Genomic DNA, 13,155 nt, shown 5'->3' with positions numbered 1-13,155 from the left:
CCCGGCCGGGGTAGGAACCGGACGCCTCGAACGCCGGGCCGGAAGGAACGCGATGCTGCCGGGAACGTCCACGCACGCGACGGTGCTCGACTCCGCCACCCGGGACCGGACCCGCGTCCTGCTGCTGTTCGGCCTCTCCGGACGGCTCCGCCCCCGCGACACCTCCCTCGGCGACCTCGTCGACCGCTACGACTACGGCCGCTTCGCCTCCCACCTCATGACCAGCGCCCTGCCGCCGGCCTTCTTCGGCGTCAACGGCACCAACGTCGACGAGCACCCTGGCTTCCCTTCGTCGTCCTCGTCGTGATCGGATACGCCCTGCTCAGACGGGTCCGCACCCGCTCCGGCCCGCTGCTGCCCGCGCCCGACGACGACTTCGTGCGCGTGCCGCCTCCCCGCTCGCCCTCCGGGAACCGACGACCATGACGCCACACCCCGCCGTCTCCGCCCACCGGGGAGGCTCCGAGCGAGCCGGCCCCGCCACCTGGGAGGCGTACGAGGACGCGATCGCGTCCGGTGCGGAGTACGTCGAGTTCGACATCCGCCGTACCGGGGACGGAGTCCTCGTCGTCTACCACGACCCCCGGGTCGGCCCCGCCGGGCCGCCGCTGTCCGCGCTCACGCACGCCGAGCTGTGCGAGCGGGCCGGATACGCCGTGCCCGTGGTGGACGAGGTCATGGCGCTGATCGCCGGGAAACTCGTGGCCCACCTCGACCTCAAGGAGGTCGGCTACGAGCAGGAGGTGATCGACCGGGCTCTCGCCCTGCTCGGCACGGACGGGCTGGTCGTGACCACGCTGGAGGACCGTTCCGTCGCCGCCGTCACCCGGGGCTTCCCCGGCGTACGCACCGCCCTGTCCCTGGGGCGGGACCGTCGGGAACTCGCCCTGTCCCGGCTGCCCGGGACCCGGCTGAGCGAGCTGTTCCCGGCCCGCCGCATCAGGGCCTGCGGGGCACACGGCGTCGCCGTGCACCAGCGGCTGGCCAGGACCCACGTACTGCGCGAGGCGACCCGGCACGGCCTGTTCACCATGGTCTGGACCGTCAACGACGACACGCTCATGCGGGCCTTCCTCGCTCACCCGCGTGTCGACGTGCTCGTCACCGACCGGCCCCGGCGGGCCGTGGCGCTGCGCGGCCCGATCACCCCCTCGCGGCATTGACAACAGCGCACTCAAGTTTTGTGCTGGAGTGTGTGGAGTGTCGTCGCCCTGGCGGAAGGGGACAGCGATGGGACGAGCGGTCGGAGTCGACCTCGGAACCACGAACTCGGTGGTCGCCGTGCTGGAAGGCGGCGAGTCCACCGTCATCGCCAACGCGGAGGGGGCCCGGACCACACCCTCGGTCGTGGCGTTCGCCAAGAACGGCGAAGTGCTGGTCGGGGAGGTGGCCAAACGGCAGGCCGTGACGAACGTGGAGCGCACCGCCCGCTCGGTGAAGCGGTACATGGGCGACGCGCACTGGCGCTTCCCCGGCGAGGGCGATGTGGACGGCACCCGCTACCGTGCGCAGGAGCTGTCCGCGCGGGTGCTGCAGAAGCTCAAGCGGGACGCGGAGTCCTACCTCGGCGAGGACGTCACCGACGCCGTGATCACCGTCCCCGCCTACTTCGACGACACCCAGCGGCAGGCCACCAAGGAGGCCGGTGAGATCGCGGGCCTGAAGGTGCTGCGCATCATCAACGAGCCGACGGCCGCGGCCCTCGCCTACGGCCTGGACAAGGAGAACGACCAGACGGTCCTCGTCTTCGACCTCGGCGGCGGCACCTTCGACGTGTCGCTGCTGGAGATGGGCGAGGGCGTCATCGAGGTGAAGGCCACCAACGGCGACACGCACCTCGGCGGCGACGACTGGGACCAGCGGATCGTCGAGTACCTGATCAAGCGTTTCAAGGGCCAGACCGGCGTCGACCTCGCGAGCGACAAGATGGCGGTGCAGAGGCTGCGCGAGGGCGCCGAGCGGGCCAAGATCGAACTCTCCAGCTCGACCGAGACGACGATCAACCTGCCCTACATCACGGCCTCCGCCGAGGGGCCCCTGCACCTCGACGAGAAGCTGACCCGGGCCCAGTTCCAGGAGCTCACCGCCGATCTGCTCGACCGCTGCAAGGCCCCGTTCCACCAGGCGGTCAAGGACGCCGGCGTGAAGCTCTCCGCGATCGACCACGTGATCCTCGTCGGCGGCTCGACCCGGATGCCCGCGGTGACCGACCTGGTCAAGGAACTGACCGGGAAGGACCCGCACAAGGGCGTCAACCCCGACGAGGTCGTGGCCGTGGGGGCGGCGCTCCAGGCGGGCGTCATCCGCGGCGACGTCAAGGACGTGCTGCTGCTCGACGTCACCCCGCTGTCCCTGGGCATCGAGACCAAGGGCGGCATCATGACGAAGCTCATCGAGCGCAACACGACCATCCCGACCCGGCGTTCGGAGATCTTCACGACGGCTGCCGACAACCAGCCCTCGGTCGGCATCCAGGTCTACCAGGGCGAACGGGAGATCGCGGCGTACAACAAGAAGCTCGGCGTCTTCGACCTGACGGGCCTGCCGCCGGCGCCGCGTGGTGTACCGCAGATCGAGGTGGCGTTCGACATCGACGCCAACGGCATCATGCACGTCTCCGCCAAGGACATGGCGACCGGCCGCGAACAGAAGATGACCGTCACCGGCGGCTCGGCCCTGCCCAAGGACGACATCGACCGCATGATGCGCGAGGCCGAGCAGTACGCCGAGGAGGACCGGGAGCGCCGCGAGGCCGCCGAGACCCGCAACCAGGCCGAGCAACTCGTCTACCAGACCGAGAACTTCCTCCGCGAGAACGGCGACCGGGTCCCGGCCGACACGAAGTCCGAGGTCGAGTCGGCCGTCGCCGGGGTGAAGGAGCGCCTGGAACAGCAGGCGGACACCGCCGCCCTGCGCGCCGCCGTCGAGAAGCTCGCCTCCGTCAGCCAGAAGATGGGCCAGGCGATGTACGCCCAGGCCCAGCAGGCCCCCACCGAAGGGCCCTCCGGCGCATCGCACGACGAGGAGGGCGTGGTCGACGCGGAGATCGTGGACGAGGAGAAGAACGGCCCGGACGCGAAGGGAGGCGCCGCCTAGCCGACTCCCTCCGGGAAAACACTTTCTGAGATGTCAGTGCCCCCTGTTAACCTCCAGCGGCTCGTGTGACCGGCGGGCCGAGGGAAGTTCACAGGGGAGGGACAGTTGGACGCACTGAAGAGATCCGGCGGGCACAGACTGCTGGCGGTGGGGTGTGCGGTGGCGGCCGTGATGACGACCGGCACCGGCGTGGCACAGGCCGCGGACAACCTGCCGCCGAAGCAGCCGCTCGTCCAGGATCTGGAGACGGGGCACAAGGAGTGCGCGGCGGGGGACCAGAGGGTGTACGTCTCCGGGCCGCCCGTCCTGAGCGCGGTCCTGTACGACCCGGAGGAGGACAACCACCCTGCCGAGGCCAACCTGGTCAAGGGCGAGTTCGAAGCCCGGTGGACCGACGCCGACGGGGTGGAACAGCGGCTCACGCACACGACGCACGAGACGCTCTCTGGCGATCCGCAGCGGTGGCACATGCCGGAGGGCTCCGTCCCGCCCAACACCGTCATCTCCTGGCGGGTCCGCGCGAACGACGGCAAGGCGACCTCCCCCTGGAGCTCCGAGGGCGCCGGCTCCGCCTGCGAGTTCGTCTACGACGACGAGAACCCGGAGAAGGCGACGATCTCCTCGCCCGAGTACCCGGAGAACGTCTCCTGGGTCGACGGAGTGGGCGTCTACGGCCACTTCACCATGGACTCGCCCTCCGACGACGTCGTGTCCTACACCTACGGCTTCATCGGCGGCCCCTACGGAACCGTCCGCCCCGAGCGGCCCGGCGGGCCGGTGACCATCCCCTTCCTGCCCCTCGACTCGGGCCCCGAGAGCCTGACCGTCCGGGCCATCGACCGTGCCGGACGCAGCAGCGGCCAGTCGTCGTACGACTTCCTGGTGAAGTCCGGCCGCGCGCCCGTGGCCCACTGGCCCCTGGCGGACGCGAAGGGAGCCACGTCCGCCGACGCGGAGGTGGGCACCGGTGCGGTCGCCGGCTCCGGCGTCACCTTCGGCGCCCCGGCCCCCGCGCGCACGAAGCTCACCGCGACGGCGACCCTGGACGGCAGCAGCCACGGCTACCTCACCACGGACGCCCCGGCCGTCGCCGACCCCCGCGAGAGCTTCGCGGTCAGCGCCTGGGCACGCCCGGCCGGGACCGACCGGAACATGACCGTCGCCGGCCAGGACGCGGGGGAGTCGGCCGCGTTCGCCCTCGGTCTGAGCGCCCGGGGCGAGACCCCGGCCTGGTCGTTCACCGTCGGCGGCGCAACGGTGTCGGGCGGTGCGCCGGAGACCGGCGAATGGGCCCATCTGCTGGGCGTGTACGACGCCGAGACGGGCAAGGCGCAGCTGTACGTCAACGGCCATGAGGTGGGCACGAGGGCCGAGGCCACGCCCACTGCCACCGCCGGCGCCTTCCAGATCGGCCGGGTCCGCGACGGAAACGGCTACCACGACCGCTGGCACGGCGAACTGGGCGGCGTCAGAGTCCACGACCGGGTGGTCGTGCCGGACGAGGCTGCCGAACTGGCCCGCCGCGAGCCGTCGTTGCGCGGGCACTGGTCCCTGGAGACGGCCCCGGACGGCGCCAGCCCCGACCTGAACGGTGGCGCGCCCCTGAAGCTGGGGCCCGGTGCGACGATCTACCGCGTCCCGGACGGCTCGTGCGAGTGGTGGCTGGACCCGGACTGCACGCCCGCGCCGCAGCCTCTCGTCGGCGACGGCCACCTGGCACTCGACGGCAAGACCGGTCACGCGATCGCCGAGGGGCCCGTGGTCGACACCTCGGACAGCTTCACCATCGGCGTGGTCGTGCAGCTGGCGGACAGGGAGCCCGAGCGCCCCATGACCGTGCTGTCGCTGCCCGGTGAGCACACCGACGCCTTCAAGGTGCGTTACCAGCCCGAGCAGCAAGCCTGGCAGCTGGTGATGCCGCACAAGGACGAGCGGGGCGCCCCCGAGACCGTGGTGGCCCGGTTCGCGAGGGCGGACGGCCGTGACGGCATCGGCCACCGTGTCGCCGTGGTCTACGACGACGCGACCGACAAGGTGAAGCTCTACGTCGACGGCCAGACCGGCGCCGACGCGACAGCGGACCTCCCGAACGGCTGGCGCGCCTCCGGCCCCCTCCAGATCGGCCGGGCCCGGACGGGCGACGGCTGGGGCGAGTACCTGCACGGCGACGTGGACGAGGTGCGCGCCTTCGCCGGCGCTCTCCCCGACGGCCGCGTCCCGTAACCGGGCCAGGTCAGGGACCGGTGTGCGCGGACGGCAACGTCGCGCACACCGCGTCCAGGACCGTCGCGTACGGCGTGCCGAAGTCGGTGAGGCCGCACCGGAGCTGGTCCAGGCCGTCGCGGTGGTCCACCAGCAGCTCCGTGGTGCCGGTGCGGGCCGCGAACTCCAGCACCGCGGGCAGGAAGTCCGGCGGCTCCTCACCGGTGGTCTCCAGACCGTGCGCGCGGTAGAGCTCCTCGGAGGGCGCCGGGGCGGCCTCGCGCCAGGCGCTCAGATACAGGCTGTGCTCCTGCCCGGCCTCGAACACCTCGACGTAGTGCGCGGCCAGCTCCCTCGGCGGGGTGACGGCCGCGTGGTCGGCGAACTCCCGCAGCTGGGGGGCGGCTTCGCGCAGCAGTGGCAGCCGGGCGCGGAAGTCGTCGTCGGGGTACATCAGGCACAGCGCGGCCGCCTGGTACAGCACCTCGAATCCGGGCATCGGACCTCCTCCGCGAGCGTTTGCCTGCCCGCCCGTCATTCCGACGCTAGGGGCGGACCGGGGAGCACACCTGCCGACGGCGCCCGTACGGGTCAGAACCCGTCCCATGAAATCTGCGTGGGCAGGTGTACGCCGCGTGTGGCACAGGGAAGACGATCATCGCGGCGGCGTCGGCGAATCGGGCGGAGGCGAGCGGCTCAGTAGCGCTCGCGGTACTCCCGCAGCAGTTCCTCCGTGCGCTGTGCGGAGCCCGCCCGTGCCGTCATGTGGTCCAGCACCTCCAGATGCGCGGAGACCTCCTTGCGGGAGTCCAGGTACAGCGCGCCGGTCAGGTACTCCGTGAAGACCATGTCGGGCAGCTCGGGCTCGGCGAAGCGGAACAGCGAGAACGGCGCGTACGTGCCCGGATGGGGGCCGTCCGCGAATTCGGCGACCTGGAGGGTGACCCGGTCACGCCCGGCGTACTCCAGCAGCTTGTCCAGCTGCTCGCGCATCACCCGGCCGTCCGCGCTCACCGGGCGGCGCAGCACCGTCTCGTCCATGATGACCCACAGGTGCGGCGGGTTCGGGCGGTCCAGGAGCCGCTGCCGCTCCATGCGCAGCGACACATGCCGGTCCACGGCGTCCGGCCCGGCGTTCGCGATGGTGCCGGCCTCCAGCACGGCTCGCGCGTACCCCTCGGTCTGCAGCAGCCCCGGCACGAAGTGCGGCTCGTACGACCGGATGATCCGGGCCGCTCCCTCCAGGCTCACGTACAGGCTGAACCACTCCGGCAGCACGTCGTGGAACCGCTGCCACCAGCCCGGCCGGTTCGCCTCCTCCGCGAGGTCGACGAAGGCGGCGGTCTCGTCCTCGGCCACCCCGTACGCCGTCAGCAAGATCTGCACGTACGGGATCTTCAGCGCGACGTCGGCGGTCTCCATCCGCCGGACCGTCGCCGGAGCGACCCGCAGTACCTTCGCGGCCTCGTCACGACTGAGGCCCGCGGCCTCACGCAGCTCCTGCAACCGCTTGCCCAGGACCACCTGGCCCACGGTGGGTGCGGCCCGCCGTTCACTCACGCCACGCCTCCCCAACGTGCCCAAGCCTGCGATCAGTCTGTCACGGTCGGTCGTCGGCACGACAGGGGCGGGAGCGAGAAGATCGCCGGAAGCGGAGGAGCGGCGCGGGCATTACCCCGCGGGTAATCGACCCGACGTCACCCGGAAGGGATCGTGGACGTACCGGTTCCCGGGCCGGCGCACTCCGGTCCGGGAACCGGACCCAGCCGCCGCACCACGACCCGACGGAGGGTGATTCTCCATGTCCGCGATCCAGCTCGCCGCACTCGCCCGGACCTCCGAACCGCAGTCGATGCTGCGCCGCTTCCTCGCCCTGGACGCCGTCGTGACCGGCGCCAACGCCCTCGCCTACCTCGCCTTCTCCGGTCCGCTCGGACGGTTCCTCGGGGCCGACACCACGCTGCTCCTCGCCGTGGGTGCGTTTCTCGCCGTCTACGCGGCGGGGGTGGGCCTGCTGGCCGCCCGAAGGCAGCCGCCGGCGCTCGGCGTACGGGCCGTCGTCGAGGCCAACCTCGCCTGGGCGGCGGTGAGCCTCGCCGCCCTGGCACTGTGGCTCACACCGAGCACGGCGGGCGCCGTGTGGACCGTGCTCCAGGCCCTGGCCGTGGCCGGCTTCGCCGTCCTTCAGCACACGGCCCTGAGGAACCGTCAGGACGTCAACGTCTGAAGGTACTTGACCGTCGCCGGGTCGGCCGGGAGCAGCGTCTCGATGGCCAGCTCGGCGACCGTCACGTCCATCGGCGTGTTGAACGTGGAGATCGAGGAGATGAACGACAGCGTCCGTCCCTCGTGCTCGATCCGCAGCGGCAGCGCGAAGTGCGGAACCGGCTCCGAGGGCTCGTCCGCCGGATCCTCCTCGGGCACGGGATACGCCGCCACCTCCTCGTACAGCGCCCGCAGCGGCTGCGAACGGTGCAGGGCGATCTGCCGCTCCATCTGCTCCAGCAGATGGCCCCGCCAGGCGCGCAGATTGCGGATGCGGGGCGCGAGGCCCCGCGGGTGCAGGGCCAGCCGCATCGCGTTGAGCGGTGGTTCGAGCAGCGACTCACCGACACCGTCGACCAGCGTCATGACCCCCCGGTTGGCGGCCACGACGTTGTACAGCGCGTCCACCACCAGCGCCGGATACGGCTCATAGCCGCTGATCAGCCGCTCGATTCCCTCGCGCAGCGCGCCCAGCGCCGGGTCGTCCAGCGGGGTCTCCGGGTAGCGGGGGGCGTAACCGGCCGCCAGCAGAAGCGCGTTGCGCTCCCGCACGGGCACGTCCAGATACTCGGCCAGCCGCAGCACCATGTCCTCGCTGGGCCGGGAGCGGCCGGTTTCGACGAAGCTGATGTGCCGGGCCGAGGAGTCCGCGCGCAGGGCCAGCTCCAGCTGACTGACGCGCCGCTGCTCCCGCCAGGCCCGCAGCAGCGGGCCCACGCCCCGCTCGGCGGTGGACGGGTGAGTGGTCATGCCGGGACCGTAGCCGAGAACGGGCCGCACCGGACAGACGCACCCTCGTGACCAGGGCCCCGGCCGCCCCGCTGTGGCAGGCTGAGAGGACATCGAGGACACCGCAGTCCGGGAAGGAGCGCAGCCCATGCCCGTCGAACCGCTGTCGCAGAAGGAGGTCGAGGACCGGCTGGCCGAGCTGCCGGGCTGGTCGCTCGACAGGGACCACCTCATCCGCTCCTACCGGCTCGGCTCGCACTTCGCGGCGACGGCGATGGTCGTGCACATCGCCCAGGTCCAGGAGGAACTGAACCACCACTCCGACCTCACGCTCGGCTACAACACCGTCTCCCTGGCCGTCCACACGCACAGCGCGGGCGGTGCCGTCACCGAGAAGGACTTCGAGCTCGCCCGCAGGGTGGAGGACCTCGCCCCCGGGCACGGGGCACACTGACCGGGTGCTCGACTACGACAAGGAAGCGGAGCGCTACGACGCCTCGCGCGGCGGCGAGCCCCGGGCGGCCGCCGCCGCGCAGGCCGTGCTGAGCCTCGTACCGCCGGACACGCGCAGTCTGCTCGACGTCGCCTGCGGCACCGGCATCGTGACCCGCCGGATCGCCGCCGCCCGCGACCGCATGCGGGTGACCGGCGTCGACCTCGCCGCCGCGATGGCCCGGCAGGCCTCCACCCGGCTCCCCGGTGCCGTCGTACGCGCCGACAGCCGTCGGCTGCCCTTCCGGGACGGGCAGTTCGACGCCGTGTGCAGTGTGTGGCTGCTGCACCTGGCCGCCGGGCCCGCAGAGGTGCGGACCATCGTCGGCGAGTGCGCCCGGGTGCTGCGTCCCGGCGGGATCTACGTCACCACGGTCGACAAGGCCGCCTCGCACAACGTGGGGAGCGACATCGATGTCGTGCTGTCCTCCCGGCCGCTCAGCCCGGTCCGGGACGCGGCGGCGGACATCGAGTCCTGCGCCGCCGCCCACGGCCTGGTGCCGGCCGGGCAGGCCCGCTTCACCGGTCACGGCCAGGGCCGCAGTCCCCGGCGTACGATCGCCGACCTGCGCCGGGGCTGGTTCGTCACCCTGCCGCCGGGTCACCCGCTCGCCGACGGATTCGCCGCCCGGCTCGCGCAGCTGCCCGACCAGGACCGGCCGCGCCCCGACCCGGTGTTCGGCCTGAGGGCGTTCCGCAAGACCGAGTGAATCCGGCGACCGTGCCGTCTGGCTGAAGCCACCGCTGAAGTCGCTGTTGAGCTGGGCGGAGCACCATGGGCGGCGGCGACATCCAGTGCTCGATCACGGAGGAGCACGGCGGCGGCGGGTATGAGGACGCGTTTGCGGGTCCAGGACGGCCGGGGAGCCGGCGGGGAGGGGTGCGGCCCGAAGCCGGGCGGCGGCGGAAGCCGGGTGTACGACATGGACCCCCCTGAGGTGTTTCGGGGGAGGTGAGCGTAACGGGAGATATGAAGAAAATGTGAGCTGTGTGCGGGTAAGGTGATCGATTCATGATCGTTCCGGGTGGCGGAGAGGGCGCATACCCTGTCCGGTACGCGCCCTCGGATCACCCGGTCAGTCGACAGTGCAGCTCTGCTGTCCCAGCTTGAAGGCGGCCGGCTTCGTGTTCGTGCCCGACCGCTGTGCCGTGAAGCCGAAGCTCACCGACGACCCCGCCGCCACGTTGGCGTTCCAGCCGATGTTCGTCGCCGTCACCGCCGAACCCGACTGTGCCGCCTCAGCGTTCCACGCCTGCGTCAGCTTCTGGCCGTCGGCGAAGGTCCAGCCGAGAGACCAGCCGTTCCAGGCGGTCGTACCGGTGTTGGTGAGCTGGACGTCCGCCTGGAAACCGTCCGGCCACTGGCTGGTGACCTTGTACGTCACCTTGCAGGGCCCCGCCGGGTCGGGGCCGGGGCCCGGGTCCGTCGTGCCGCCACCGGAGCTGTCGCCGTAGACGACGCCCCGTCCGTTCGTGGAGACGTAGACGCGGCCGTACACCCGTGGGTCGCCGGTGATCGCCGCGCCCGTCCAACCCCACTGGTGGGCGTCGTCGTTGATGCGCGTCCAGCTCGCGCCCTTGTCCGTGGAGCGGAAGATGCCGCGTACGCCGCCGATCTTCGCGCTGGTGTACAGCGTCTGGTAGGAGGCGCCGGGCGCCGCCTTGCCGAAGCCGATGGTGTCGGCCTGCTCGACATCGGAGAGCTTGGTGAAGCTCGTCCCGCCGTCCGTGGAGTGCCACAGCCCGTACGAGCCGTCCGTCGCGCCGCCCGCCAGCCACACGTCGCCCTTCCCGCCGGGCAGCGCCTTGAAGCGGACGCTGTCACCGCTCGGCAGCCCGGTGGCCGGGGACTCCTTGAAGGTCGCGCCGCCGTCCGTACTGACGTAGAACCTCCCGGACTTGAAGCCGTAGAAGGTCTTCGGGTCGACGCGGTCCGACTCGACGATCGCCCCGGCGGGGATCCCGCCCGACGCCTGCCATGACGTGCCGAAGCCCGTCGTGTGGTGCACGCCGGCGCCCTCGGGGCTCCACACGAACCGGCTGCCGTCGGCCGCGGCCGCGACCGTGCCGCCCCCGCTCACGCCCGAGGGGTCGGTACCGGCGAACCAGTTGGCGCCGTTGTCCGTCGAGAACGCGATGTGCGGCCCCGAGTCGAGGTTGCCCACCCGCACGACGGTGTTCGGGCTGGACTCGGCGAAGTCCAGGCTCGTCGTCGTCGTGAAGTTCGGCTGGGTGAACATCATCGGCGGGACCTTCGCCAGATCCGTGTGGCGGAAGCCGCCGATGTCACCCAGCGCGCTCAGCAGCGGGGCGCCCGACGGAGGAGAGGCGAGGTCGTTGACCGCCGTCTCCTCCAGTCCCCGGACCATCGGCTTGACGGTGAACTTGCCGCCGCTGTCCCAGTTCCCGAGGTTCTCGGTGCCGTAGATCGTCGCACCCGTCCCGTACATCATGCGGTTCGAGTCGAACGGGTCGATCTCCAGGGCCTCGGTCATCCAGCCCAGCTTCGGCGTCTGCTCGGGCGGCTGCGGGTTCGCGCCCCAGGTGAGCCACGGCGCGGACGAGACGTCCATCGTGTAGCGGTTCTCGCGGTCCGGGTACGACGTGTAGTCCCACGCCTTGGTCCAGGTCGCGCCGCTGTCCGTGGAGCGGAAGATCTGCGTGTCCGGCCACCAGGCGCTGTACGCGGTCGCCATCACCGTACCCGGCTTCTGCCGGTCCACCGTCAGCCCGCTGAATCCGTAGAAGGTGTCGGCCTCCGCGACCGGGCTGATGTTCGTCCAGGCCCCCGTGCCCGTCGCGTACCGCCACAGTCGGCCCTTGCCGCCGTCGTACGGGCCGCCCTTGTCGCTGTACGCGAGGTACAGGTGGCCGTTCTTCGCGTCCAGCACGCCCTTGTGGGCGAGGTGGCCGGTGGGCTGGCCGGCCAGTCGCTGCCAGGTGGCGCCCGCGTCCGTCGACCGGTACACCGCGTTGTCCTTGTCGGCGACGCCGACGTAGATCGTCTTCGTGGCGTTGCCGGAGGTGCCCGTGGACTCGTCGAAGGTGACCCAGACGATGCCCTGGTTGTCGCTGGAGTAGCCGGACGTGTCACCCGGGTCCGCCACGTAGTTGCCCACGTTGGGGAAGTTCGCGACCTGCGACCACGTCACGCCCGCGTCCGTCGACCGCCACAGCCCCTTGCCGCTGGGCGCCCCCAGGTAGAGCACGCTGTTGCGGTTCGGGTCGACGGCCAGCCGCTCGCCCATGCCCCGCCCCGGCATGTTGCCGCCCAGTTTGAACGGCAGATCCGTCTTCTTCCAGGTCGCGCCCCGGTCGGAGGAGCGCATGACCGCGCCGTTCTTCGGGTCCCAGCTGTTGGTGTACGTGCCCACCGCCGCGTACACCCGGTTCGGGTCGACGGAGTCGGACGCGATGCCGATGACGCCCGTGTGACCCCAGTCGTCCCAGCCGACCGAGTCCAGCAGCGGCGTCCAGGTCTTCGAGGACTCCTGCCAGCGGTAGGCGCCGCCGATGTCGGTGCGGGCGTAGGCCAGGTTCTTCTCGGAGCGGTTGAAGACGATTCCCGGGACGAAGCCACCGCCGTCGATGCGGGCGTTCTTCCAGGTGTAGGTGTCCGCGGCGAGCTTCGTCGCCGTGGGATCGGCGGCCAGGGCGGGGGCGCCCGAGAGCAGGCCGGCCGCCAGCGCCAGCACGGCCGTGAGGATACGGGTTCTTCGCACGGTGGGGTTCCTTCCGCGGGAGGGGGAACGTGCGAGGGCCGGGCGACTCCCGTGCGGGGAGCCGCCCGGCCGTGGTGGCCCCGCGTCAGGTGCGGGGCCAGGTACGCGGAGCTTCGGACGCACCTGCTGTTTCAGGGGCACGGGGAACTGCGCGACCAGTCACGACGGACCCGCAGCCGAGACCCGCCCACCCGCGGAGCGCCCGGCGGGGGCTATTCGAGAAGCTCCGCGTACGAGCCCATGGCCAGGGCGATGTCCGCCTGGGCCCAGAACCGGTGGTACGTGAACGACGGCACCGCGCCGCCCTTGAGGTAGGCCTCGATCTTCGACCAGGCCGGGTCGTTCTTGTAGAAGGACCGGATCGAGTCGAACGTCGACGACGAGTTGATCGCGTCACCGTTCGGCATCGTGCCCGTCCAGCCACTCGGGATGTACACCCGGTCGTCGAAGCGGCTGTAGTCGGCCCGGTTCTCCGGGACCGCGATCCCGAGGGCGTCCTGGTGGTTGGCCCACATGCCGTCCAGCAGCTTCTTCGCCGCCGTCGCCGCTTCCGTGTCACCGGAGCGGTCCGCGTAGTACGTCAGGGTCTTGGCGAACGCGGCCGCCACACCGACGTCGTTGGTGTAGTCGGCGACGGTGACGTGCAGTC

Annotated in this window: 12 protein-coding genes; 7 read left to right on the top strand and 5 right to left on the bottom strand. The window is 71.5% G+C overall.

Going from position 1 to position 13,155, the window contains the following annotated elements:
- Nucleotides 1-52: 52 nt before the first annotated feature.
- The 4 genes from ACZ7EG_RS38605 (at nucleotide 53) to ACZ7EG_RS38590 (ending at nucleotide 5,319) form a co-directional block, all read left to right on the top strand.
- Nucleotides 53-307: a hypothetical protein gene (locus tag ACZ7EG_RS38605; protein WP_471089297.1), complete on the top strand. Its 255-nt coding sequence runs from the start codon at nucleotides 53-55 to the stop codon at nucleotides 305-307.
- Nucleotides 308-422: 115 nt separating this feature from the next.
- Nucleotides 423-1,163, top strand: coding sequence for a glycerophosphodiester phosphodiesterase family protein (locus ACZ7EG_RS38600; RefSeq protein WP_471089295.1), 741 nt, complete (start codon nucleotides 423-425; stop codon nucleotides 1,161-1,163).
- Nucleotides 1,164-1,230: 67 nt separating this feature from the next.
- Nucleotides 1,231-3,096 carry a molecular chaperone DnaK gene (gene dnaK, locus ACZ7EG_RS38595; RefSeq protein WP_471089293.1) on the top strand — a complete coding sequence of 622 codons (1,866 nt, stop codon included), beginning with the start codon at nucleotides 1,231-1,233 and terminating at the stop codon, nucleotides 3,094-3,096.
- Between the two features lie 171 nt (nucleotides 3,097-3,267).
- Nucleotides 3,268-5,319 (top strand): laminin G domain-containing protein, encoded by a 2,052-nt coding sequence (locus tag ACZ7EG_RS38590; RefSeq protein WP_471089403.1) that lies wholly within the window; start codon nucleotides 3,268-3,270, stop codon nucleotides 5,317-5,319.
- 10 nt (nucleotides 5,320-5,329) lie between these two features.
- On the opposite strand, the gene ACZ7EG_RS38585 is transcribed toward ACZ7EG_RS38590, so the two are convergent.
- Together ACZ7EG_RS38585 and ACZ7EG_RS38580 are read right to left on the bottom strand one after the other, a co-directional pair.
- Entirely contained in the window at nucleotides 5,330-5,797 is a 468-nt protein-coding gene (locus ACZ7EG_RS38585; protein WP_471089291.1) for a nitrate reductase molybdenum cofactor assembly chaperone, read from the bottom strand.
- 197 nt (nucleotides 5,798-5,994) lie between these two features.
- Entirely contained in the window at nucleotides 5,995-6,858 is an 864-nt protein-coding gene (locus tag ACZ7EG_RS38580; RefSeq protein WP_471089289.1) for a helix-turn-helix domain-containing protein, read from the bottom strand.
- Between the two features lie 241 nt (nucleotides 6,859-7,099).
- Between ACZ7EG_RS38580 and ACZ7EG_RS38575 the strand changes: the two genes are divergently transcribed.
- Nucleotides 7,100-7,525: a hypothetical protein gene (locus tag ACZ7EG_RS38575; protein ID WP_471089287.1), complete on the top strand. Its 426-nt coding sequence runs from the start codon at nucleotides 7,100-7,102 to the stop codon at nucleotides 7,523-7,525.
- On the opposite strand, the gene ACZ7EG_RS38570 is transcribed toward ACZ7EG_RS38575, so the two are convergent.
- The gene (locus tag ACZ7EG_RS38570) at nucleotides 7,507-8,313 is read right to left on the bottom strand and encodes a helix-turn-helix domain-containing protein (RefSeq protein WP_471089285.1); all 807 of its coding nucleotides are present in this window, start codon (nucleotides 8,311-8,313) and stop codon (nucleotides 7,507-7,509) included. The two genes, ACZ7EG_RS38575 and ACZ7EG_RS38570, sit on opposite strands and share 19 nt — an antisense overlap.
- Before the next feature lie 127 nt (nucleotides 8,314-8,440).
- Here ACZ7EG_RS38570 and ACZ7EG_RS38565 point away from each other — a divergent pair, with 127 nt between their 5' ends.
- Nucleotides 8,441-8,746, top strand: a complete 306-nt coding sequence (locus tag ACZ7EG_RS38565; RefSeq protein ID WP_298552392.1) for a 4a-hydroxytetrahydrobiopterin dehydratase — start codon at nucleotides 8,441-8,443, stop codon at nucleotides 8,744-8,746.
- Nucleotides 8,747-8,750: 4 nt separating this feature from the next.
- Nucleotides 8,751-9,494: a class I SAM-dependent methyltransferase gene (locus ACZ7EG_RS38560; protein WP_471089282.1), complete on the top strand. Its 744-nt coding sequence runs from the start codon at nucleotides 8,751-8,753 to the stop codon at nucleotides 9,492-9,494.
- A gap of 366 nt (nucleotides 9,495-9,860) precedes the next feature.
- Here the strand turns inward: ACZ7EG_RS38560 and ACZ7EG_RS38555 are convergent, their stop codons facing one another.
- Both ACZ7EG_RS38555 and ACZ7EG_RS38550 read right to left on the bottom strand, forming a co-directional pair.
- Nucleotides 9,861-12,506, bottom strand: coding sequence for a cellulose binding domain-containing protein (locus ACZ7EG_RS38555; RefSeq protein ID WP_471089280.1), 2,646 nt, complete (start codon nucleotides 12,504-12,506; stop codon nucleotides 9,861-9,863).
- A 212-nt stretch (nucleotides 12,507-12,718) separates the two neighbouring features.
- On the bottom strand, nucleotides 12,719-13,155 hold a 437-nt coding region (locus ACZ7EG_RS38550), incomplete at its 5' end, for a glycoside hydrolase family 48 protein (protein ID WP_471089278.1).

The sequence above is a fragment of the Streptomyces sp. NPDC037100 genome (assembly GCF_055606225.1).
Note: the sequence above shows the minus strand (reverse complement) of the source record. Positions and strands in the feature narration are given on the sequence as shown.